Origin of the sequence: Deefgea piscis (assembly GCF_013284055.1) — a bacterium.
In the GTDB taxonomy this organism is placed as follows: Bacteria; Pseudomonadota; Gammaproteobacteria; order Burkholderiales; family Chitinibacteraceae; genus Deefgea; species Deefgea piscis.
The window spans coordinates 2873320-2897015 of sequence record NZ_CP054143.1 but is presented as its reverse complement, the minus strand read 5'-3'; the positions used below and the strand labels follow the sequence as shown (position 1 = coordinate 2897015).

At 47.6% G+C, this 23696-nt stretch carries 22 protein-coding genes; 13 read left to right on the top strand and 9 right to left on the bottom strand.

Annotated elements, in window-relative coordinates; all coding sequences use genetic code 11:
• Window positions 1-244 precede the first annotated feature (244 nt).
• Together HQN60_RS13580 and HQN60_RS13575 are read left to right on the top strand one after the other, a co-directional pair.
• Window positions 245-1327, top strand: coding sequence for a class I SAM-dependent methyltransferase (locus HQN60_RS13580; protein WP_173534160.1), 1083 nt, complete (start codon window positions 245-247; stop codon window positions 1325-1327).
• Between the two features lie 117 nt (window positions 1328-1444).
• On the top strand, window positions 1445-1738 hold the full coding sequence (locus HQN60_RS13575; RefSeq protein ID WP_173534159.1) for a RepB family protein: 294 nt from the start codon (window positions 1445-1447) through the stop codon (window positions 1736-1738).
• On the opposite strand, the gene HQN60_RS13570 is transcribed toward HQN60_RS13575, so the two are convergent.
• Window positions 1735-2655 carry a tRNA dihydrouridine synthase gene (locus tag HQN60_RS13570; RefSeq protein WP_173534718.1) on the bottom strand — a complete coding sequence of 307 codons (921 nt, stop codon included), beginning with the start codon at window positions 2653-2655 and terminating at the stop codon, window positions 1735-1737. The two genes, HQN60_RS13575 and HQN60_RS13570, sit on opposite strands and share 4 nt — an antisense overlap.
• 164 nt (window positions 2656-2819) lie before the next feature.
• On the opposite strand from HQN60_RS13570, the gene HQN60_RS13565 reads away from it, so the two are divergent.
• The 5 genes from HQN60_RS13565 (at window position 2820) to dapD (ending at window position 7050) form a co-directional block, all read left to right on the top strand.
• Window positions 2820-3407 carry a LexA family protein gene (locus HQN60_RS13565; protein ID WP_173534158.1) on the top strand — a complete coding sequence of 196 codons (588 nt, stop codon included), beginning with the start codon at window positions 2820-2822 and terminating at the stop codon, window positions 3405-3407.
• A gap of 58 nt (window positions 3408-3465) precedes the next feature.
• On the top strand, window positions 3466-4293 hold the full coding sequence (gene queF / locus HQN60_RS13560) for an NADPH-dependent 7-cyano-7-deazaguanine reductase QueF (RefSeq protein WP_173534157.1): 828 nt from the start codon (window positions 3466-3468) through the stop codon (window positions 4291-4293).
• A gap of 9 nt (window positions 4294-4302) precedes the next feature.
• Window positions 4303-4827 carry a peptide-methionine (S)-S-oxide reductase MsrA gene (gene msrA / locus HQN60_RS13555; RefSeq protein WP_173534156.1) on the top strand — a complete coding sequence of 175 codons (525 nt, stop codon included), beginning with the start codon at window positions 4303-4305 and terminating at the stop codon, window positions 4825-4827.
• An 87-nt stretch (window positions 4828-4914) separates the two neighbouring features.
• Window positions 4915-6117 (top strand): succinyldiaminopimelate transaminase, encoded by a 1203-nt coding sequence (gene dapC / locus HQN60_RS13550; RefSeq protein ID WP_173534155.1) that lies wholly within the window; start codon window positions 4915-4917, stop codon window positions 6115-6117.
• Between the two features lie 111 nt (window positions 6118-6228).
• Complete coding sequence (gene dapD / locus HQN60_RS13545) at window positions 6229-7050, top strand: 2,3,4,5-tetrahydropyridine-2,6-dicarboxylate N-succinyltransferase (protein WP_173534154.1); 822 nt, start codon at window positions 6229-6231, stop codon at window positions 7048-7050.
• A 126-nt stretch (window positions 7051-7176) separates the two neighbouring features.
• On the opposite strand, the gene rpoS is transcribed toward dapD, so the two are convergent.
• The 6 genes from rpoS to HQN60_RS13515 form a co-directional block, all read right to left on the bottom strand.
• Window positions 7177-8136 (bottom strand): RNA polymerase sigma factor RpoS, encoded by a 960-nt coding sequence (gene rpoS / locus HQN60_RS13540; RefSeq protein ID WP_173534153.1) that lies wholly within the window; start codon window positions 8134-8136, stop codon window positions 7177-7179.
• A gap of 7 nt (window positions 8137-8143) precedes the next feature.
• A complete protein-coding gene (locus HQN60_RS13535) occupies window positions 8144-9118 on the bottom strand; it encodes a peptidoglycan DD-metalloendopeptidase family protein (protein WP_173534152.1) in 975 nt (324 codons plus the stop codon).
• A gap of 39 nt (window positions 9119-9157) precedes the next feature.
• Window positions 9158-9787, bottom strand: a complete 630-nt coding sequence (locus HQN60_RS13530; RefSeq protein WP_173534151.1) for a protein-L-isoaspartate(D-aspartate) O-methyltransferase — start codon at window positions 9785-9787, stop codon at window positions 9158-9160.
• 20 nt (window positions 9788-9807) lie between these two features.
• The gene (surE, locus tag HQN60_RS13525; protein WP_173534150.1) at window positions 9808-10551 is read right to left on the bottom strand and encodes a 5'/3'-nucleotidase SurE; all 744 of its coding nucleotides are present in this window, start codon (window positions 10549-10551) and stop codon (window positions 9808-9810) included.
• A 63-nt stretch (window positions 10552-10614) separates the two neighbouring features.
• On the bottom strand, window positions 10615-11493 hold the full coding sequence (locus tag HQN60_RS13520; RefSeq protein ID WP_254456633.1) for a DMT family transporter: 879 nt from the start codon (window positions 11491-11493) through the stop codon (window positions 10615-10617).
• 115 nt (window positions 11494-11608) lie between these two features.
• A complete protein-coding gene (locus HQN60_RS13515; RefSeq protein ID WP_173534149.1) occupies window positions 11609-12748 on the bottom strand; it encodes an aromatic ring-hydroxylating oxygenase subunit alpha in 1140 nt (379 codons plus the stop codon).
• Window positions 12749-12783: 35 nt separating this feature from the next.
• Between HQN60_RS13515 and HQN60_RS13510 the strand changes: the two genes are divergently transcribed.
• Window positions 12784-12969: a hypothetical protein gene (locus tag HQN60_RS13510; protein WP_173534148.1), complete on the top strand. Its 186-nt coding sequence runs from the start codon at window positions 12784-12786 to the stop codon at window positions 12967-12969.
• A 7-nt stretch (window positions 12970-12976) separates the two neighbouring features.
• Here HQN60_RS13510 and acnB read toward each other — a convergent pair whose 3' ends face one another.
• Both acnB and HQN60_RS13500 read right to left on the bottom strand, forming a co-directional pair.
• Window positions 12977-15562: a bifunctional aconitate hydratase 2/2-methylisocitrate dehydratase gene (gene acnB / locus HQN60_RS13505; RefSeq protein WP_173534147.1), complete on the bottom strand. Its 2586-nt coding sequence runs from the start codon at window positions 15560-15562 to the stop codon at window positions 12977-12979.
• Window positions 15563-16063: 501 nt separating this feature from the next.
• Window positions 16064-17515 carry a DNA recombination protein RmuC gene (locus HQN60_RS13500; protein WP_254456632.1) on the bottom strand — a complete coding sequence of 484 codons (1452 nt, stop codon included), beginning with the start codon at window positions 17513-17515 and terminating at the stop codon, window positions 16064-16066.
• Window positions 17516-17620: 105 nt separating this feature from the next.
• Between HQN60_RS13500 and flgA the strand changes: the two genes are divergently transcribed.
• From flgA to ispH, 5 genes are all read left to right on the top strand, one after another.
• Window positions 17621-18316: a flagellar basal body P-ring formation chaperone FlgA gene (flgA, locus tag HQN60_RS13495; protein ID WP_173534145.1), complete on the top strand. Its 696-nt coding sequence runs from the start codon at window positions 17621-17623 to the stop codon at window positions 18314-18316.
• Window positions 18317-18470: 154 nt separating this feature from the next.
• Entirely contained in the window at window positions 18471-19388 is a 918-nt protein-coding gene (locus HQN60_RS13490; protein WP_173534144.1) for a bifunctional riboflavin kinase/FAD synthetase, read from the top strand.
• Between the two features lie 24 nt (window positions 19389-19412).
• On the top strand, window positions 19413-22292 hold the full coding sequence (gene ileS, locus HQN60_RS13485; RefSeq protein ID WP_173534143.1) for an isoleucine--tRNA ligase: 2880 nt from the start codon (window positions 19413-19415) through the stop codon (window positions 22290-22292).
• Window positions 22285-22767: a signal peptidase II gene (gene lspA, locus HQN60_RS13480; protein WP_173534142.1), complete on the top strand. Its 483-nt coding sequence runs from the start codon at window positions 22285-22287 to the stop codon at window positions 22765-22767. The genes ileS and lspA overlap by 8 nt, the downstream gene beginning before the upstream one ends.
• A complete protein-coding gene (gene ispH, locus HQN60_RS13475) occupies window positions 22764-23693 on the top strand; it encodes a 4-hydroxy-3-methylbut-2-enyl diphosphate reductase (protein WP_217390143.1) in 930 nt (309 codons plus the stop codon). Before lspA ends, ispH begins: the two co-directional genes overlap by 4 nt.
• The last annotated feature ends 3 nt before the right edge of the window (window positions 23694-23696 follow it).

Genomic DNA, 23696 nt, shown 5'->3' with positions numbered 1-23696 from the left:
CGAATTCGTTCGCGCTCGGATTCGATATTTTTACAGTATCGTGCTGCAATTCAGCCTGGGTTAAGGTCTTGACTGGTGTTAAATCATGGCCTAAACAATTGCTTACTTAAATGCTCGAGCATGAATACGGCGAATCAGGTCGTTGTAGGGCTTTTGAGTCTGGGTGCGGCAGGTTTTGTCTTGAGCTGCTAGAATTGCGCCTCGAACAAGGTCGCTCGATCTGTAGCTTTATAAAGAAAACTTGATGTCCGCTGATTTATTGTCCTCTGCGCCATTTGCTGCGCTTAATTTGCAACGCTACCCCGCTAAGCATGCTAAAGATTTACAGGCTTGGGATGCTGCAGATGCCTATTTGGCTAGTTTTATTCGTAAAGACGCTGCGCTGGTCGTGCTTAACGATAGTTTTGGCGCGCTGCACGCAATGGCGATTCAATGTGGCGTTGCCGTAGTCTTGCATATTAATGATTCGTGGTGTTCACGGCATGCGATCGAAAAAAACACTCACACAGAATTGATCGACTATGTAGGACAAGTAACGACTTGCGCGCTGGTCAAGCTACCAAAGTCATTGTCTATGCTTGAGGCGCAACTACTTCAGCTGGCCAACGGGATAACGTCGCCGGTTGAAGTGTATTTTTCCGGTATGCAAAAACACGTGAGTAATGGGCATTTAGCTTTAATCAAGCAGTATTGTGATGATGTTGAATATTTGCCAACACAGCGCAAAGCCAGAATGTATCGCGCTAATTTGCGACCCAGCCAGCAGCGCATACAACCCTATAGCCAGTCAGTGCCTGAGCTTGATTTGATCCTGCAGAATGTGGCTGGGGTTTTTGCCGAGCAAAAAATAGACATCGGGTCGCGATTTTTTATCGAGCACTTTTCGCAGTTGCCAGCGGCAAAAACAGTGGCCGATGTCGGTTGCGGTAATGGCTTGTTGTCTTTGGCTTATCATCAGCGTCATCCTGATGCGGCCTTGTATTTGTATGATGAATCAAAGGCTGCTATTGAGTCGGCACAGCTTAGTTTTGCGGCCAATTGCCCGCAGGCGGCGGTAGAGATTTTGCATCGCGATGGTTTGGTGGGTGTGACCCAACAGTTTGATTTGATTTTGATTAATCCGCCGTTTCATCAGCAAAATACCATTACCACAGATATCGCGATCAGTATGTTTACACAGGCCAAGCAATGCATGCATGCCGACAGTGAATTATGGGTGGTGGCAAATCGCCATTTGAATTATCAAGCAGATTTAAAAAAGCTATTTCGTCGAGTGAGTGTCATGGCACAAAATGCAAAGTTTGTGATTTTAAAAGTGATGCGCTAGGGGTTGGTGTTGCGGGTGGTAATTTTTTAGTTAAAGCCAATCTAAGGTCGTCACCTATTGTCTGAATGTGCGTTCTGCAGGATAATAGAGCGCCATAAATTCGCGACATGTCACACTATGAAGCACCCTGGCGATCAGCATACGCTTGAACTACCTGAAATCCCCTTGTTAAAAAAACGCGGTCGCCCAGCAATTCATGGCAAGCCGATGAGTGCCGCTGAGCGCAAGCGCCGCTCGCGTTCAATGCAAGTTGGCCGCGCTACGCGCGACCACAACCAACGATTACCCAAAGCGCTCTCAGTAGAAATTGATGCCAGCTTGCATCAGCGCCTAAAGCGGTATTGCGAAGCCAATGGCATGACGCAGATTGAAACCTTAGAGCAATTAATTCAGACTTTGCCAGAGGTTTAGTCGGCTATTCGAACGAGCGCTGGACAGGCTTGTTCGATCTCTTCGGGTAAATTCAAGGTGCGAATTTGCTGAAATAACACTTCGGCCTCAGGGTAGTGTTTCCGTAAGTAGTTAAGCCACTGCTTTACCCTGCCCGCCTGATATTTTGGATAGCAATGCGTTAAAACTTGCTGCCAAAAAATCAAAAACAAAGGTTGCAACTCACTCCAGCTTAAGGTGCGCCCAAGTTTTGCCTCCAAAGCCAGGCCCGGGTTGGCGACGATACCTCGCCCCAGCATGATGTCGTTACAGCCTGAGATCTGTTGGCAGCGCTTAAAGTCTTCCAAAGTCCAGATTTCGCCATTTGCTACGACAGGGATGGTGATGTTTGATTTGATCTCTGCAATCCACTCCCAGTAAGCTGGCGGTTTATAGCCATCGGTTTTGGTTCGTGCATGCACCACGACCTCGGCGGCGCCGGCGTTGGCAATGGCTTGGGCGCAATCAATCGCCTGAGAGGTATCTTCATAGCCAAGGCGCATTTTGGCGGTTACGGGAATATGCCCCGGTGTGGCTTGGCGAACCGCGCTAACAATGTGATAAATAACCTCTGGTTCTTTGAGTAAAATCGCCCCGCCGCGGTGGCGATTGACGGTTTTGGCGGGGCAGCCAAAATTTAAATCAATGCCGTACGGATTGAGCTCAGCCAGTTTGGCTGCGTTCTCCGCCAAGCATTGTGCGTCAGAGCCTAATAGTTGTACGCGAACCGGTACGCCACTGTTGGTGTGACTCTGGTTGTTGAGTTCGGGGGCAATTCTTTGGAAGGTGCGGTACGGCAATACACTGCCACTGACACGGACAAATTCAGTGACGCACAAATCGATTCCGCCTGCGCGCGTTAATACGTCGCGCAACACGCAATCGAGCAACCCTTCCATGGGGGCTAATAAAATCCGCACGGCAAACTCAAGCAATAAAATAAAGCGCCATTGTAATCGACTGTGCGCTGCTTGTATGGCTAAGTTATATGCCCTTTCTTGCTTGACAGCAGAACGAACGTTCAATACGCTATAGAGATATAATTGATACTACGAGGTGCGCGATGGCCAACCCCAATCGTGATGCAGAATATCTAGGCAAGCTGCAAGACTACTACGCTGATTATCGCAATATTCCATCGTATTCAGCCATTGGTGAGCTACTCGGCATGGCTTCAAAATCGGCGGTGTCGGCCCTAGTTAAGCGTCTGACTTTGGCGGGTTTTATTGAAGTGACGCCGGATAAGCGCCTGGCACCAACAAAGCGATTTTTTGAGCGTGAATTGGCCGACTTTAATCTGCCTGCGGGTTTGCCTGCTGCGGCTAATGATGCGATGAGCGAAGCCATCTCGCTGGATGAATTTTTGATGCCACGACCCGCATCGTCGATTTTGGTAAAAATCAAAGGCGACTCGATGATGGAGGCGGGTATTTTTGATGGTGATATTGCCGTTGTCGAAAAACGCCATGCCGCCTTGGTTGGTGATATTGTCGTGGCGATTGTGGATAATGAATACACGCTTAAAGAGCTGGGTAAGGATAAGACGGGATACTTTTTGATTCCGCACAATAGCGACTACAGCATTATCCGCCCAGAGGCGAGTTTGGAAATATTTGGCGTTATGGTGGGTTTGGTGCGTAAGTACCGATAAAATGCAGTTGATTATTGCCAGCGGCAATGGCCGTTAAACGATTTATGGATGCAAAGCGATGAGTGAAGTTGAGTTTTCGCCGCTAGGAAAAACGAGCGAATATATTACAGAGTATGACCCTAGTTTATTGTTCCCAATTGCTCGTGAGCAAAAGCGGCTAGAAATTGGGATTAATGAAAACCTACCTTTTTTTGGTGTGGATATCTGGAATGCCTATGAGCTTTCTTGGCTGAATGTCAAGGGTAAGCCGCAGGTAGCGATTGCGAGTTTTCATATCCCAGCAAATAGCCCAAACATTATTGAATCCAAGTCGTTTAAATTATATTTAAATAGCTTTAATCAGACTAAAGTCGATGGTTTTACTCAGCTGAGTGAGTTGTTGCAAAAAGATATTTCAGCTGGCGTTGGCGCGCCGGTTCAAGTGAAGTTAACTGAGTCCGCTTTATTCGCACAGCAACAAATGGCCGAACTCAGCGGTTACAATATTGATAACTTGGATCTGGATGTTGATCTTTATTCGCCTCAACCCGGTATTTTGCGCTGTGAAAATACCGAAGCGACCACGACAGAAACACTGACTTCGGATTTGTTGAAATCTAACTGCTTGGTTACTGGTCAGCCCGATTGGGCGAGTGTGCAAATTCAATACACCGGCAAGGCGATTAATCGTGAAAGTTTATTGCGCTACTTGATTTCGTTTCGCAACCACAATGAATTTCACGAACAATGTGTTGAACGGATCTTTGTTGATATTATGCGCGACTGTGCGCCGCTCAAATTGGCGGTTTATGCGCGTTATACCCGTCGCGGTGGTTTGGATATCAACCCTTTTCGCACAAATTTTAATGCCGCTCAACCTTCTAATGCGAGAACGGCGCGTCAATAAGGAAAATTTATGTTTGAGACCATTACTTTAGCTGGCGGCTGCTTTTGGTGTTTGGAGGCGGTATTTCAACGTGTACGCGGTGTTGAGTCGGTGGTTTCAGGCTATATGGGTGGGTATGTTGATCAACCCCAGTACGAACAAGTCTGTCAGGGCAATACCGGTCATGCCGAGGTGGTGCAGATTGAGTTCGACAATGCTGTAGTTGGTGTGTCCGACTTGCTTGATATTTTCTTTGCAATTCATAATCCACGCACCCTCAATCGACAAGGGCATGATGTGGGAACGCAGTATCGCTCGGCTGTTTTTGCCAGTAGCGCCGAGCAGCTGGCCGTGACTAAAAGCAAAATCAATGCACTGGCACAGCAAGACCAAGGCCCGATCGTGACCGAGCTAGAAATGGCGACTCATTTTTGGCCCGCAGAAGTCATTCACCACAATTACTATCGTTCAAATTCAAATCAACCCTATTGCGTGGCAGTTGTTGAACCTAAGCTTAAGAAGTTGATGCTCGATTTTGCAGAAAAAATACGCTAAGCCTTGTTTTTGCTGTATCTAGCGTGGCGCAGGGAGCGTGCAAGAGGTTATAATTGCCGTCTTCCCTAACTGCCAAAGAGCCGCGCAATGTCGCCGCGACTAAATTTACTTCAGCCCTACCCTTTCCAGAAACTGCGTCAGCTTTTTGCTACGCTGACGCCGAACAAAGATTTAAAGCCGATTAATTTGTCGATTGGTGAGCCCAAGCATGCTGCCCCCGAGCTCATCAAAGCCGCTTTGCTCAATAATTTATCAGGTCTATCAAGTTACCCTGCCACTTTAGGTTCTGATGACTTACGCGCCAGCATTAGTGAATGGCTGGCTCGCCGATATAATGTACCCGCACTCAATATTGCGACTGAAATATTGCCAGTCAATGGTAGTCGCGAGGCGCTTTTTGCTTTCGTTCAGGCGGTTATTGATCCAACTCGCGATCGTCCGGTGGTGCTGTCGCCCAATCCGTTTTATCAAATCTATGAAGGCGCGGCATTGTTGGCCGGCGCCGAGCCTTGGTTTGTCAATTGCACCGCATCGCAGCGTTTTCAGCCTGATTGGGATAGTGTGCCCCAAGCCGTTTGGGAAAGAGTGCAAGTGGTTTTTGCCTGCTCGCCGGGCAATCCGACTGGCGCAGTGGCCTCGCTGGATGATTGGCGTCGTTTGTTTGCGCTGTCCGATCAGTACGGCTTTGTGATTGCATCCGATGAATGCTATTCGGAAATCTATTTTGGTGACAATAAGCCATTAGGCGGGCTTGAGGCGGCTCGTTTGCTGGGGCGTGATTATACGCGTCTGGTGGTATTTTCATCATTGTCAAAGCGATCGAATGTGCCGGGGATGCGCTCAGGTTTTGTTGCGGGAGACGCGCAGATTTTGGCGCAATTTTTGCTGTATCGTACCTATCACGGTTGCGCTATGAGCCCAATGGTGATGGCAGCCAGTGCGGCCGCGTGGCGTGATGAGGCGCACGTAGTTGAAAACCGTAAATTATATGCCGAGAAATTTGCTGCGGTGACCCATGTGTTGCAAGAAGTGCTAGAGGTTACGCTGCCTGATGCGGCCTTTTATCTTTGGGCTAAGGTGCCGATGGATGATGAGCAATTTACGCGTGAGCTATTCGAGCAACAACACGTGACCGTTTTGCCTGGATCTTACTTGGCGCGTGAAGCGCACGGTGTGAATCCAGGATTGGGTTATGTCCGCATTGCATTGGTTGCCCCGCTTGACGAATGTGTTGCTGCCGCCGAACGAATTGTGCATTACTGCAAGACATTAAGTCATAAACAACGTTAATGCTTGTGCCCTGTTTTTAGGGCTGGCATTCAAATGAGCCATCAAGGCGGGTTTGAATGTCGATGTGACTATTGAATTTCTATTGATCTGCCAACCCGAGGACTAATTAAGATGAATCATTTGCAAGCCATTATTGAAACTGCATTCGAAAACCGTGCAGACATTACGCCAAGCAACGTCTCGGCCGATTTACGCGTGGCGGTGAACGAAGTGATTGCCGCTTTGGATCAAGGTCAATTGCGCGTGGCCGAAAAAATTGATGGCAACTGGCTAACTCATCAATGGATTAAAAAGGCAGTATTGCTGTCATTTCGTATCAACGACAATGTGGTGCTAGATGGCGGTTGTACGCAGTTTTTTGATAAAGTGCCAAGCAAGTTTGCTGATTACACTGAAGAAGATTTTCGCGCTGGCGGTTTCCGTGTAGTGCCAAATGCAATTGCTCGTAAAGGCGCTTACATTGGCAAAAATGTCGTATTGATGCCCTCTTATGTCAATATCGGCGCTTTTGTTGACGAAGGCACTATGGTGGATACATGGGCGACCGTGGGTTCATGCGCGCAAATTGGTAAAAACGTACATCTTTCTGGTGGTGTTGGTATTGGTGGTGTACTCGAGCCATTGCAAGCTGGTCCAACCATTATCGAAGACAATTGCTTTATCGGTGCTCGTTCCGAGGTGGTTGAAGGCGTGATCGTTGAAGAAGGTTCGGTCATCTCAATGGGCGTTTATATTGGGCAATCAACGCGCATTTATGATCGTGAAACGGGTGAAGTCACTTATGGCCGTATCCCTGCAGGATCAGTGGTTGTTTCTGGTAATTTGCCGTCTGCTGATGGTAAATACAGCTTGTATTGCGCAGTGATCGTGAAGAAAGTTGACGCAAAAACACGTTCAAAAGTGGGTATTAACGAGTTGTTGCGTGGAATTTAAGGCGAACTTGCCGTAAATAACATCAAACCCCGAGTTAGCTTTGCTACTCGGGGTTTTTGTTGTGTGGATAGATGCGGGGATAAAAAAATTGAAGTGCCCAGTTAAGGATGGTTTTTTAATGATGGATTACAGAACCACATCACGAGCTACGCCATAGCGGCGCAAAATTCTGCGCAATTGATCTAGCGCTTCAATTTGAATTTGTCGTACTCGTTCTCGCGTTAAATTAAGGTTGGCGGCCAAATCTTCTAAAGTACAGATTTCGTAACCATTTAGTCCGTAGCGCCGCTCGATGACCATGCGCTGCTTGTCATTAAGCTGTTTTAGCCATTCTTTAACATAACGTTCAACTTCGGCGTTTTGTAAAATGGCTTCTGGACCATCGTGCTGCTCATCAGGGATCGACTCGCCGATGGATAGCATCGGGTCAATATCGAGTGGCGCATCTAATGAAGCGACACGCTCATTCAGACTCATTACACGACGAACCTCTTCTACATCTTTGCCGACCAAGTGGGCAATGTCTTCAATTGCGGGTTCGTGTCCCAAGCTGGCTTCTAAATGTCGCTGCGCACGTAAGTAAACATTCAACTCTTTAATAACGTGTACCGGTAGTCGAATCGTTCGCGATTGATTCATGATCGAGCGCTCGATACTTTGGCGTATCCACCACGTGGCGTAGGTCGAAAAGCGAAATCCACGCTCAGGATCGAATTTCTCTAAGGCATGCATCAGGCCAATATTGCCCTCTTCGATCAAATCGAGCAAAGTCATGCCGCGATTGATATAGTGTTTGGCGATATTCACCACTAGGCGCAAATTGTGCTCAATCATTTTCTGTCGCGCAGAAAAATCGCCCTGCACCACGCGTCGAGACAGCGCGCGCTCCTCATCTGGAGTGAGTAATTTACTTTGCCCGATCTCATTGAGGTAGATTTGCGTTACATCGCCGGTGCTCTCGGCGGTGTAACGGTCGGTTTCTTCTTTGGCTTCGGTATCGACTTCAGCATCATCCGAATCTGCCTCAATGAGTTCATCATCTTCGTCAGCAAGATCTTCTTCTAAAATATCGATTTGATCGCTCATACAGCCTCTAATTCAACTTGATGTAGTTGCTCGGATCGACCGGCTTACCAAACTTGCGTAATTCGAAGTGCAGCTTGACCTGATCGCTATCGCTATTCCCCATTTCGGCGATTTTTTCGCCTTTTTTTACTAGATCATTTTCTTTGACGAGCAGTTTGCTGTTGTGCGCATAAGCGGATAAAAAGCCATCGCTGTGTTGAATGATGAGCATTTTTCCATACCCTTTTAATCCGGACCCGGCGTAAACAACCTTACCACTGCCTGACGCAACTATAGATTGCCCCATTTGCCCTTTGATATCAATGCCTTTACTTTCAGCAGAGAAAGTAGAGCTCACCTTTCCTGCTGTTGGTGGGGTCCAAATTGTGGCAGTGGTGTTACTGTCTGCTGAATTTAAGTCCACTGTAGCGCCTGATTTCTCTACGTTTGCTGACTTAATGGTCGATGCTGGTGCGCTGGCTGGTTTGCTGATCGTCGCTTTGCTCGGGCTTGAAATATTTTGTTGTTTGGCAACAACAGCTTGCCCTTCGGCACGCAGCGCTATGCTACTTGCTGTTTGGTTGGAATATGGCTCTTTAATCGCGCGCGGATACTGCTGGCTGCTGGCGGGTTTGCTGGGCAACTCGTTGATTGCTTCATCGGAAACCAAGGGTCTTATTTCAACACCGGACGTGGCGATGGTCGAATTGGCAGGGCCAAGACGTAATACTTGGCCAATTTTTAGGCCATTTACATCTTCAATTTGATTCCAAGCGACTAAATCTTTGTAAGCAACGCCATTTTCAAGTGCAATACGATAAAGACCATCGCCAGCTTTGACCGTGTAGGTATTGATCGCGGTTTGGCTGGCTGGTACGGCAGGCACGGCGGCTGCAACTGGTGCATTGCTGCGATCAACAATCGGTGCTGGGGTGTTGGGCGTACTGGAGCAGGCGCATAAGACGAGGGTTGAACAAATGGCGCTGTAACGAATAGCACTCACGCGCGTTCTCCTTTTATTTGAGTAAAGTCAGATGATGAATTACGAAATGCCCGGTAGCAATGGGACAAATTTTACTTTTTCCAGCCGGGTTTCAGTAAAACCTTCGTCGAGTCGCTCAATCATTCTTAATTCTTGATCGGCATCGCCAACTGGAAAGACCAAACGACCACCAATGCTTAGTTGGTCCATAAGGTGCTCTGGCACAATGGGCGCTGCAGCAGTAATAATAATGGCGTCAAATGGTGCAAGTTCGGGCAAGCCTTTACTGCCATCAGCATGACGCAATCGAGCATTATGCACACCCAGCGTATTAAGTCGATCCCGAGTATTACGCACTAAGCCAGCAATCCGCTCAATGGTATGCACTGTTTTGAAAATCTTAGCCAGAATCGCCGTTTGATAACCGCACCCCGTGCCGATTTCTAAAACTTTATTGTGTTTAGGTACGGCGTAGAGCAGCTCTGACATTCTGGCGACGATATAGGGTTGAGAAATCGTTTGCGCAAAGCCAATGGGCAATGAAAAGTCATCGTAGGCCTTGTGCGCAAGGGCTTCATCGACAAAAGCATGTCTTGGAATTTGCCCCATGATGGTGAGGATGTTTTCGTTCGAGATGCCCTGTGCACGCAGCCGCTCTATCATTCTGGTTCGGGTGCGAACGGAGGTCATGCCACTACCTTGCTGCAGCATTATGAATTTACCCACTGAGTCATAAAATCAATTTGTTGATGTGCTGTTAAATCAATAGAAAGCGGTGTGATCGATACGTAGCCATTGGCAATGGCGTCAAAATCTGTACCACTACTGGCGTCAGCAACTTTACCAATAGGGCCAACCCACCAGATTGGTTCGCCGCGCGGATTTTCATCACGAATGACGGGGGCTGATTTGTGACGTCGCCCGAGTCGAGTGATTTTGGTGCCAGACAATGACTCGTAGGCGATATCGGGTACGTTCACGTTGAGCAGTACGGCGCCACGAAATGGATTTCGAATAAAGCGCTGTACTAAATCATTTGCCACTTGCGCTGCCGTTTCAAAATGCACTGGATTGTGCGAAGCCAATGAAATTGCAATCGCGGGAATGCCCAATAAAAAACCTTCAGTTGCGGCGGCAACCGTGCCGGAATAAATCGTGTCGTCGCCCATATTCGGGCCATGATTAATCCCTGCGACCACCATATCGGGCAAATCAGGCATTAAGCCCGTTGCGGCCAAGTGCACGCAGTCGGTCGGCGTGCCATTGACGTAAAAAAAGCCAGATGCAGACTGATTGACAGAAAGTGGTCGATCCAGTGTGAGTGAATTGCTTGAGCCACTTCGATCACGCTCAGGTGCGCACACAAAAGTATCACCTAGCCCGCCTAAGGACATCGCTAAGGCGGCTAATCCAGGTGAAAAATAACCATCATCATTGCTGATTAAAAAACGCATATTTGATGCCCTTTTACTGGGAATTTTAATTGCTTTTCATAGTACGAAAAAACATCGACTTTGTTATGACGCTCGGCTTGATCTGGCGCCGATTCCCGCCAGTACAATCATCAGCATGGCGACAACAGCCAGCGAAGTTGGCGCATCCCCCCAAACTATCCAGCTGAGTAAGGTGGAAAACAATACTGTTAAATACGACAAGCTGACAATAACCAGAGAGCGACCTTTGCGGTAGGCTCGCGTCATGGCTAACTGCGCTACCGTGGCACAGCTGCCCATGCCAAACACAATCAATGCATCATACAAGCTCGGCCGAAGTAAAGGCTCGGCTTGCAGCAGCATAAAAAGCGCCGCGCCCAATGTCGAAATCAACGAAAAGTAAAATACCGTTCGCCATTCTGGCTCGCCACTTTTACCTAATTCGCTGACATTCATATAGGCCACGCTCGCCAATAGGCCCGATAACAAGCCCATTACACCGCCTAACCATTGCTCGGCTGCAAACGTGGGTTGCAATAAGGTGACGACACCTAAAAAGCCCAATGCAATACTGCCCAATAATTGCCATTGAGGCCATTTCTTTTGTCGAACGATGGTAATTAATACAAAAAATAGCGGAGAAGTGTAATTGAGTGTCACCGCCATGGGTAGGGTGAGCTGACTAATCGCATAAAAATACAGCATCAATGCGATAAACCCAGCAATGCTGCGTGAAAGGTGCATTTTAAAAATGGGGTAGCTGACTTTGAGTGTTTTACCCTGCGGCAAAATCATTGCCGCAATAAAAATCAACCCTGCTGCGCAGCGATAAAAGACCAATTCTGCAGTGCTAAAATCCGTTGAGCCAAGCTTAACGAAGACCCCCATAACGGCAAACGAGAGGCTGGCCAGTATCATCCAAAAAGACCCAGATTCACGGCAGTATGCAATTATTTGCTTCATTAAATCCTTGGGTATATCAATGTGGGCTATGATTTTAAATGGCTAGCAAAGTATACAGTAGCTTAAATCAAAAAACTGTTGAATAAAAACAAAGGCCGCCGAAGCAGCCTTAGTGTTATTCAATGTCGTGAGTAGGAATGAATCCTGCGAGTTCTCGTCTTAAAAACTGATGAAAATGCCGCATCCCATCTTCCATAGGGCTTTGGTACGGACCGACTTCATTTCGACCTTCGGCATGTAGTGCCTGTCGCCCAGCTTCCATTCGATTAATAATTTCTACGTCTTCGACCGCGGTTTCTGCGTAAGCGGCCTGCTCTGCCGCAATAAATTCAGGCTCAAAATATGCGATGTCTTCTGGATAATAAAATTCGACCACATTTTTATAGCTGCGTGGCCCCGTGGGGATGATGGTCGAAATCACCAGTGTATGCGGATACCATTCAACCGTAATATTGGGGTAGTAAGTCAGCCAAATTGCACCATATTTTGGTGTTTTGTCTTCAGAATACCGTTTAACTTGGCGATGCCAATCTTGGTACACCTTAGAACCGGGCCGGGCTAAGTCATGATGGACGCCAACGGTTTGCACTGAATACCAGTCGCCAAACTCCCACTTGAGTTGATTGCAATCGACAAAACGCCCCAAGCCGGGGTGAAACGGCACAACGTGATAGTCTTCGAGATAGACCTCGATGAAAGTTTTCCAATTGCCTTGGTATTCATCAATGGTCACACTATGAAAAACATACTGTGAAAAATCTAAGTCTTCACGCACGCCCAAGTTTTTTAGGTCGCGTTCAATATCCCGTCCAGATTCAAACAGCATGCCATTCCAAGATTGCAGCTCTGTTTCAGGCAAATGCAAGCATGGTTTTTCGCTAAAATGGGGGGCGCCTAATAATTTGCCGTGCTGATCATAAGTCCAACGGTGCAAAGGGCAAACCGTATGCGTAGCATTGCCGCGACCTTCCAGCATGGTGGCTTGTCGATGACGGCAAATATTGGAAAACAGCTTGACGCCCTCTTCGGTGCGTTTTAGATAGCGCGCGCCTTGACTCGACTCAAGAACATGGTAATCACCTGCCGCAGGGACCATGAGTTCATGGCCGATATAGCGTGGACCTTGATTGAAAAGTTGTTTGATTTCTTGCTGATAGAGTGCGTCGTCAAAATAGGCCGCCACTGGTAGTGGTGTCGTTAAATCAAGTGCTGAACTTGATTCTTGTGGCGCGGTTACTGTAGCCAGATTGGACATGTCCAATACCCCCTGGGCTAGAAGGTCTTGCCACTTTGTTCGCCAATATTACCGACGCCCGATGGGTGGGCAAGCCATCAAATGAGAAAAATCAAACCCATGAGTTTGATGCGAAAAAAGGCGCTAATTTTGCCCGATATTCAGGTCTCAGGCAAGAAAAAACAGTGTGCAATGAAGCGCTTAGCAAAAAAAAGACCCGCAATGCGGGTCTTTTGGCGTAAGCGTCAATTAAACGTTAACTTGATCCGCTTCAGCTTGATACGACTCGATTTGATTGAAGTTGAGGTATTTATAAACTTCAGCTGATTTTGGCGCCAAAATAGCGACATCTGCCATATATTCAGCCACGGTTGGAATGCGACCCAAACGTGATGCAATCGCTGCCAATTCGGCAGAAGATAAAAACACATTGGTGTTTTTGCCTAAGCGATTTGGGAAGTTACGTGTTGAAGTTGAAACCACCGTTGCACCCTCACGTACCTGCGCCTGATTGCCCATGCACAATGAGCAGCCTGGCATTTCGGTGCGCGCGCCTGCAGCGCCAAATGTGCCGTAGTAGCCTTCTTCAGTCAGTTGCTCGGCATCCATTTTTGTTGGTGGTGCAATCCACAACTTGGTTGGCAAATCGCGCTTGCCTTCCAGTAATTTGCCCGCCGCACGGAAGTGACCGATATTGGTCATGCAAGAGCCGATAAACACTTCATCAATCTTAGTGCCGGCCACTTCAGACAAGATTTTCACATCATCAGGGTCATTCGGGCAGGCCAAGATTGGCTCTTTTACATCGGCCAGATCAATCTCGATGACCGCAGCATATTCAGCATCCGCATCGGGTTCGATCAAGCTTGGGTTAGCCAACCAGCTTTCCATGCTGGCTACACGACGCGCCAAGGTTTTAGCGTCGCCATAACCGTTAGCGATCATCGATTTAAGTAACACGATGTTCGATTTGAGGTATTCAGCAATTGGCTCTTCGTTCAGGCGAACCGAACAACCTGCGGCTGAGCGCTCTGCTGAGGCGTCCGTCAATTCAAATGCTTGCTCAACCTTAAGATTTGGCAAGCCTTCAATCTCAAGAATACGACCTGAGAAAATGTTTTTCTTGCCCGCTTTCGCTACGGTCAACAAACCGGCTTTGATGGCGTACAAAGGAATTGCATTCACCAAATCACGCAAGGTAATGCCCGGTTGCAATTCACCCTTAAAGCGAACCAGTACTGATTCCGGCATATCCAATGGCATAACGCCAGTTGCTGCCGCAAACGCCACCAAGCCTGAGCCTGCTGGGAATGAAATACCGATTGGGAAACGGGTATGTGAATCGCCACCGGTACCGACGGTATCTGGCAACAACATCCGGTTTAGCCATGAGTGAATCACGCCATCGCCTGGGCGTAATGAAACGCCGCCACGATTGCGAATAAATTCTGGCAAGGTGTGGTGCGTTTTAACGTCAACAGGTTTTGGATAAGCCGCAGTATGGCAGAACGATTGCATCACTAAATCTGCCGAGAAACCCAGGCATGCCAAGTCTTTTAGCTCGTCACGTGTCATTGGTCCGGTGGTGTCTTGCGAGCCAACCGAAGTCATTTTTGGTTCGCAGTAAGTGCCTGGACGAACGCCCTTGCCTTCTGGTAAACCACAGGCGCGGCCGACCATTTTTTGCGCTTGAGTAAAGCCTTTGTTGGATGCGGCTGGATCTTGCGGTAGACGGAAAATCGTTGACGCTGGCAAGCCCAGTGCTTCACGCGCTTTTGACGTTAAGCCACGGCCAATAATCAAGTTAATCCGGCCGCCGGCGCGAACTTCATCGAGTAATACATCGGTTTTTAACGCGAAGGTAGTGATCACTTGACCGTCTTTTTCGACTTTGCCTTCAAATGGGTAAATCGTGATCACGTCGCCCATATTCAAATTCGTTACATCAAATTCGATCGGCAATGCACCTGCATCTTCCATGGTGTTGAAGAAAATCGGTGCAATTTTACCGCCGATGCAATAGCCGCCAAAACGTTTGTTTGGAACGAATGGAATGTCTTCACCTGTCCACCACAACACCGAGTTTGTCGCTGATTTGCGGCTTGAGCCCGTGCCGACAACGTCGCCCACGTAAGCAATTGGGTGGCCTTTTTGTTGCAAAGCAACGATTTGTTTCATTGGCCCAACTGCGCCTGGTACATCTGGGTTGATGCCTTCGCGCGGGTTTTTCAACATGGCCAGTGCGTGCAATGGAATATCAGGACGCGACCAAGCATCTGGTGCTGGCGACAAATCATCGGTATTGGTTTCGCCGGTGACTTTAAATACTGTCAGTGTCACTTTGGCCGGTACTTCTGGACGGCTAGTGAACCATTCGGCATCGGCCCATGATTGCAATACAGATTTAGCGTTGGCATTACCTGCGTCGGCGAGTTCTTTAACATCATGGAAGTAATCAAACATCAACAAGGTGTTTTTTAAACCCGCGGCGGCGATTTCACCCACTTCGGCATCACCCAACAAATCAATTTGTGGCTTGATATTAAAACCACCCAGCATCGTGCCGAGTAATTCAGTGGCCTTGGCGCGAGAAATCAAAGCACAGCTTTCGCGGCCTTGTGCCACGGCAGCCAAAAATGCCGCTTTTACTTTTGCCGCATCATCTACGCCAGCTGGAACGCGGTGCGTAATTAAATCAAGCAAAAAGGCTTCTTCACCTGCAGGTGGATTTTGCAGCAAAGCAATTAAATCGACGGTTTGCTGAACAGACAGTGGCAATGGAGCGATGCCTTGCGCGGCACGCTCAGCGACATGTTGACGGTAGGCTACTAGCACGGCGATACCTTTTTTTGAATTTTAAGGGGGAGTAAAACTTGATCAAAAACAAATCCAGCTCATTTTACCTGTAGTGCAGCAAGCTGTGAACTGATCAGTAGCCGAATTTCATCGACTACATTTACACCTAAGCATTGTCCGGCTGATGATTGTGTGTAGCTGAATGAAAATTTTAAGTAACACTCTGAGTGGAATCAAATAGATAGCATGTGAGTTTAGTGCAATATTGGCTCCGCCAATACCAGCTTATATACGGGGTATATATAGCCATACTCTGTATATTAAGCGCCACATGCATATACCCAGCAAATATGCTTTTATCGCTTAACAGCGGTCAGCTAAACGACAATCAATCAAAAAATCGCTTATTTTAATTTTACTGACCGCGATTACTCATGCCTCGGGATATTCCCCAATAAATCGATTTCTCATCCAGAAAGAAACACCTTTAGCGCAACTTTGTCCGCTTTAAGTCAATGATTGTGCCTACCGCGTCTTGGCTCACTCGGTTTCAACGGCAACCAGCACTGGCGCCGCCTCACCTTCAAGACGAACTTGCTCAATATTGACAAACTGGCGGGAAATTTTTTCACTGGTAATGCTCACTTCCAGTGCATCTTCATGGGCTTGGCGAATATGCGTGGCTAAGTTTTTCATTCGTTTATCAAAGCGCCCAAATTCTTGCCCCAGCTTGCCAAGCGCTTCTTTAATGATGTGTACTTGTTTGCGTGTTTCAACGTCTTTAATCACCGCGCGCGCCGTATTGAGTACCGCCATGAGCGTGGTTGGCGACACAATCCATACGCGGCGTTTCATGGCGTACTCGACTAATTCTGGGTGATAAGCATGAATTTCTGCAAACACGGCTTCTGCCGGTATAAACATCACCGCGCCGTCTGCGGTCACATTTGGAATGATGTATTTATTAGCAATGTCATCCACGTGTTTTTTAACGTCAGCTTTAAAAAATCGAGTTGCAGTTAACTTATCCATGTCACTGCCAAACATCCGGTGATAGTTTTCTAGTGGAAATTTCGAATCCACCGCAATGGTTCCGGTCGGCTCGGGCAGTTTAAGTAGACAGTCCACTCGAACCCCGCTCGGCAGCGTGGCTTGCAGCTCATACGTTTGTGCTGGCAGGACATTACTGACTAAATGATCGAGCTGAACCTCACCAAAAGCACCGCGCGAACGTTTATCCCCTAGCAGCTCTTGCAAGCTGACCACATTGGTGGTCAAACCGTCGATTTTCTTTTGCGCTTCATCAATCGTGGCCAGGCGCGCCATTACATTGGCAAAGGTTTCATTGGTTTTTTTAAAGCCTTCATCCAGGCGCTCGGTGACCTTGCCAGAAATTTCGGCTAAGCGTAAATCCGTTGCTTTGGTGAGTTCTCCTACGCTGGCGGTCAGTGTTTGGGAGGATTGCAATAGTGCTGCCTGCAGTTGTTCCATTTCGCGTTTGGATTGTTCTGCCAACATGGTGGAGAGTTTGAGCAGCATATCTTCGCGTAAAGCATCTTGCTTGCCTTGTAGTGCTGCCGAAATATCACTGAGTTGCTTGAGCATTTGTTCGCGCGAGTCGCCAAGGCTGGCGACTAAGGTCAGTCGCAAGGTCGATAGCGCTTCGCTTTGCACCGTTTGCATTCGCACTATGGTTTCGCGGCTTTCTTTCATTTCATGATTGACGCCATGACGCAAACGCTCAAATGATTCACTCATACTGTCGCGTAAACGCTCGCTAGAACGATTGACCGTTTCATTGAGTATGCTGCCATGCTGAATTAATCCCTGTTGCATGGATTCGGTTTGCTTACTCATGCCTTGGTGCAAATCATTGAGCATCTCACGATGCTTATTCTCTAAATCTTGCGTTAAGGTATCAAGTACCTCACGTTGTGCGCTTGCCAATTGATGTAAGCGACCCACCACCAAGATGCCCGCTAATAAAACCACAAGGGTTGTTACTCCAAACAGCAGTTCTAGCATAATGTGGTGCATCCCCAGACCAAGAAAACGACGATTGTAGGCTAAGGCATACGATGCGACTATAATTTGCCAATGCGAAAAATATTAATCTCAAGCTTTGCGCTATTTTCAAGCCTGCTAACGCCGCTATTTGCTGCGCCGACGTCGCAAGATTTGAAAGTAATTACTCAAGAAGTCAATCAATGGCTCAGTGCTGAATTAGCCAATAGCCCAGGCACTGCATCGTTTGAGGTCCGCCCAATGGATGCGCGCCTTAAATTAACAGCCTGTGCCCGCCGCGAGATTAGCCTACCCGCAGGCTATCGCTTGGTGGGCAATACCATGTTGCGGGTTAAATGTGTTGATGGCGCCAATTGGAGCTTTAATTTACCGACCAAAATTAGTATTGCTGTCAACTATGCGGTTGCAGCTCGACCTTTGGCGGCCAATCAAATTCTGGATGTCGGTGACATTGCCATGCAGCAAGGTGATCTTGCTGTGTTGCCTGGTTCGGTCTTTTTAGATCCGACCCCCATTTTAGGGCGAACGCTGAATAGTCCGGTTTCGGCAGGGCAAGCTTTGCGGCAAGAGCAATTGCGCGCCTCGATGGCGATTTTGCAAAATCAAAAAGTAAAAATCATTTATCGGCAAGACGGTATTGAGATCACCAACGAGGGTATTGCGATGAATGCCGCTGCCGAAGGGCAGCCGGTACGGGTACGTATTGATAAAAACAAAATCATTAGTGGTACGGCGCAGCAAGGCGCGATTGTAATGATGGGGCAGTAAGTTAAGGGGTGTTGACGTTGGCTTTTTTGCCGTGTAAATGCTGCAGACACGCCGAACGTCAAAAGCGCCCGAAGGTTATTCTGACAATTTTCACGCTAGGCGTTAGAATCTTAGGTTTTATGATTTGCCGCCCAGCGCGGCTACGATACGCTCAATGCATGTATTACGCGGCACACCGCACACCCCACTTCCTCGTTCTGCACTCACGATTGGCAATTTTGATGGCCTGCATTGTGGACATAGTGCCATGCTGGCGCGGCTAAAAGCCGAAGCGAAAGCGCGTCATCTGGTGAGTGTCGTTATGACTTTTGAGCCGCATCCACGCGAGCTTTTTACGCCTGATTCGGCTCCGGCTCGTTTAACCAGTTTGCGCGAAAAGATCGAGTTGCTGCGCGAAGCGGGTATTGATTACCTGATTGTGCAGCACTTTAATCGCAGCTTTGCCAGCATTGATGCCCTCACCTTTCGTGATCATATCGTTGCTAGGCAATTGAATGCGCAATTGGTTTTAGTGGGGGACGATTTTCAATTTGGCGCTAAGCGCAGTGGTGACTTTAATTTACTCGCGGCCTCGAGCGACTTTGAAACATATAGCTTGCCTACGCTCAAGCAAGATGGTGAACGCGTTTCATCAACCGCAGTGCGTTTGGCGCTACAATCTGGACAAATGGCGCACGCTGCTAAATTGCTTGATCGACCGTATTCGATTGCGGGTCGAGTGGTGGGCGGCGATCGTTTAGGCCGTGAATTTGGTTTCCCAACGGCCAACATCCAGCTCAAACACAATAAGCCACCGTTATTTGGTATTTTTATCGTTGAAGTTTTAGGCTTAGATCGCACCTATCAAGGGGTGGCTAGTCTTGGATTTCGGCCAACGATTCACGGTGGCGATATCAAACCCAAATTAGAAGTGCATTTATTTGATTTTAATCGCGATATTTATCGCCAGCATTTACGTGTTAACTTCCTTGCCAAGTTACGCGATGAAGAAAAATACCCTGATTTTGATACGCTGATCGCTCAGATTCAAAAAGATTGCGATCAAGCCCGCGCTTGGTTCGCCGCGCGTTAACCTATTGAGTACAAAGAGACGACTATGAGCAATAAACCTGCTAACAAATATCCAGTTAATTTATTGGATACGCCGTTTCCAATGCGTGGCGATTTAGCTAAACGCGAACCCGGCTTTTTAAAACAATGGGAAGACGCTCAGATCTACCAGCAGCTGCGTTTAGCGGCGAAAGAACAAAATCGCCCGAAATTTATTTTGCATGATGGCCCTCCCTACGCCAATGGTGATATTCATATTGGCCATGCAATGAATAAAGTTTTAAAAGATATTATTTTAAAATCCAAATCACTCAGCGGTTTTGATACGCCTTACGTTCCTGGTTGGGATTGTCACGGCATGCCGATTGAGCATCAAATTGAGAAGTTGGTAAAGTCCGATAAAGACGCCATTAAAGCCAATCCGGCAATTCATGCGCAAATTGTGGCGTATCGTAAAGCCAATCAATTGGATGAAAAAGAAATCCATTTGCCAAGTTCTTTTATTCGCGAATTGTGCCGTGAATACGCGGCCATTCAAATTGAACGCCAAAAAGTGGATTTTATTCGTTTAGGCGTACTTGCCGATTGGCAAAACCCATACCTGACGATGAATTTCAAAACTGAAGCCGACATCGTGCGTACGATGGGCAAAATTCATCACAATGGGTATTTGGTCAAAGGTCAAAAACCCGTGCATTGGTGTGTCGACTGCGGCTCAGCTCTGGCTGAAGCCGAAGTTGAATATGAAGACAAAGTATCGGCAGCGATTGATGTTGCTTTCCAAGTGGTCGACATGGCCGCCTTGTCTGCCGCCTTTGGTGGCGTTAATGTAGGCGAACAAACCGCGAGCGCGGTCATTTGGACTACAACGCCTTGGACTTTGCCTGCCAATCAGGCGGTTTCGGTACACCCAGAATTTACTTATGATCTAATCGCTACTGAAAAAGGCTTACTCATCTTAGTGCGTGAGTTGGCAGAAGCGGCCTTAAAACGTTATGACATTGATGCCAATGAAGTCATTGCGCAAGCCAAAGGTGATGCCCTCAATGGTCTGTTATTGCAGCACCCATTCTTAGCACGCCAAGTGCCAATCATTTGCGGTGAGCATGTGACGGCTGATGCCGGTACCGGTTTGGTGCACACTGCGCCAGCGCATGGTCTAGAAGACTACCAAGTTGGTCTTAAATATAAATTAGCGGTTGATAATCCAGTTGCTAACGATGGTCGTTATATCTCAACAGCGGAATTTTTTGCCGGCGAAACGGTTTGGAAAGCCAATCCTAAGGTCGTTGCCTTGCTTGAAGAGCGCGGTGCACTACTGGCCAACAAAAAACTAGAGCATAGCTACCCACATTGCTGGCGCCACAAAACACCGCTGATTTTCCGTGCGACGACGCAATGGTTTATTGGCATGGATAAAAAAGTTGGTGATGAAACCTTACGCGACAAAGCCAATCGTGCAGTTGATGCGACTGAGTTCTTCCCTGCTTGGGGTCGAGCACGCCTAGAGGCGATGATTAAAAACAGTCCAGACTGGTGTGTTTCACGTCAACGCACGTGGGGCGTGCCGATGACATTCTTTATTCATAAAGAAACCGCCGAATTGCATCCACGCTCGACGGAGTTGCTTGAAGAAGTTGCTAAACGCATTGAAAAAGAAGGCATTGAAGCTTGGTTTAAGCTCGATGCAAGCGAATTGCTGGGGGATGACGCGGCCCACTATGAAAAACTGAAAGACACCATCGATGTTTGGTTTGACTCGGGTTCAACGCACTTTGCTGTGATTCAGCAACGTGAAGAGCTCAACCATGGCGACGCCAATCGCCCTGCTGCCGATTTGTATTTAGAAGGCTCAGATCAGCACCGTGGTTGGTTCCAGTCGTCATTAAAAACCGCTTGTGCCACAGTGGGTCACGCGCCGTATAAACAATTGCTGACGCATGGTTTTGTGGTCGATGGCAAAGGCATGAAAATGTCAAAATCCAAAGGCAATGTGGTTGCACCGCAGCAAGTGATTAATCAAATGGGCGCCGATATGCTGCGCCTATGGACTGCGAGTACGGATTATTCCGGTGAAGTATCGATTTCAGATGAAATCTTAAAGCGCACTACCGACTCATATCGTCGTGTTCGTAATACCTTACGTTTCTTGCTGGCTAATTTATCTGACTTTACACCCGAAGATAAACTGCCAGTGAACGAATTGCTGACATTAGATCGTTATGCTTTGGTTGAATTGGCCAAATTCCAGCACAACTTGACGGCATTTTATGACAAGTATGAGTTCCATCTGGGCGTGCAAGAAATTCATCGCTATTGCGCTGATGAATTAGGTGCTTTCTACCTCGATATTATTAAAGATCGACTGTATACGATGGCAGCCGGCTCACATGGCCGCCGCTCAGCACAAACCGCCCTATGGTATATCACACAAGCTTTAGTGCGTTTGCTCTCACCGATTTTGTCATTTACCGCCCATGAAGCATGGGATGTACTGAAAAACGACGGTAATGTCTTTGTCGGTGAGTGGTTAACTCTGCCAGAAATTCATGATGCCGATACGCTACAAGCGACGTTTGCTTTGATCCGTGAAGTGCGGGCTAGCGCGCAAAAAGACATCGAACTGCAGCGCGCTGAAGGCGCTCTTGGTTCAAGCTTACAAGCGGAAGTAACGATTCATGCGCAAGGCGAAGTGTTTCAAGCCCTTGAATCTTTGGGTGATGAACTGAAATTCATCATGATTACCTCGCAAGCCCACATTCAGCCCGGCACGCCGGCGATTGAAGTGGCTGCGGCGACAGCGGAAAAATGTGAACGCTGCTGGCACTACCACCCAAGCGTAGGCACGATTGCGGCACACCCAACACTGTGTACTCGTTGCGATTGCAATTTGCATGGAGCCGGAGAAACTCGTCAACATGCCTAAGCGTTTTATGCAGTTTATGTTGCTGGCGTTGGTGGTTTTATCCTTAGATCAAATCACCAAACATGCTGCCGAGGCGGCGTTTCAGTACGCTGAAATTCTAACGGTGATTCCTGGCTTTTTTGACTTGACGCTAAGGTATAACCCCGGTGCCGCCTTTTCATTTTTGGCCGATGCAGGGGGATGGCAGCGCTACTTCTTTACTGGCTTAGCACTGATTGTTTCTGTGGTTTTGGTTTTTTTAATCAAAAAACATCATGCCGAAACGCGATATGCTCTGGCCTTGTCATTGATTTTGGGCGGCGCTTTAGGTAATGCGATTGACCGTATGGTGTTTGGCCATGTGATTGATTTTTTGCTGTTTCATTGGAAAAATCAATGGTATTACCCGGCGTTTAATCTTGCCGATTCAGCCATTTGCATCGGTGCGGTGCTGATGGTGATTGATAGTTTTAAAAAACCCGAGAAAACCACATGAGTATGAATATCATTTTGGCGCAGCCACGTGGATTTTGCGCTGGCGTTGATCGCGCGATTGCCATTGTTGAGAAAGCATTAGAAAAATATGGCGCACCGATTTATGTGCGCCATGAAGTGGTACACAATAAATTTGTCATTGAAGATCTCAAAGCCAAAGGCGCGATCTTTATTGAAGATTTATGTGATGTGCCAAGTGGCAATACGCTTATTTTTTCTGCACACGGCGTTTCGCAAGCAGTGCGTGCTGAAGCAGCTGAGCGTGGCTTAAATATTTATGATGCAACCTGCCCTTTAGTGACCAAAGTACATTTGGAAGTTAAACGTTTGCGCGAGCAGGGTTTTGAAATTGTAATGATTGGCCATAAAGGCCACCCAGAAGTTGAAGGGACAATGGGCCAGGCGCAATCGGGCATGTATTTAGTCGAAGAACCTAGCGATGTAGCTCATTTGCAAGTGAATGATGCCAGTAAATTGGCGTACGTCACTCAAACGACATTGTCTGTGGATGATGCCCAAGTGGTGATTGAAGCATTACGTATGCGTTTTGCTGATATCGTCGGCCCGAAAAAAGACGATATTTGTTACGCAACGCAAAATCGCCAAGATGCAGTAAAACAACTCGCGCGTGATGTTGATATTTTAATTGTGGTTGGCTCACCCAATAGCTCAAACTCGAATCGTCTGCGTGAAGTGGGTGCTAGTTTAGGGATTGATGCCTATATGGTTGACAATGAAACTGAACTCAATGCAGCTTGGTTTGATCAAAAAATGAAAGTTGGTATTACCGCTGGCGCTTCTGCTCCCGACGTTTTAGTGCAACAGGTCATTGCTAAAATCAAAAGTTTTGGCGCTGATTCAGTCGTGGCAATGGATGGCATTGAGGAAAATGTGATTTTCTCTTTGCCAAAAGGGTTGCTGTCTTAAGCT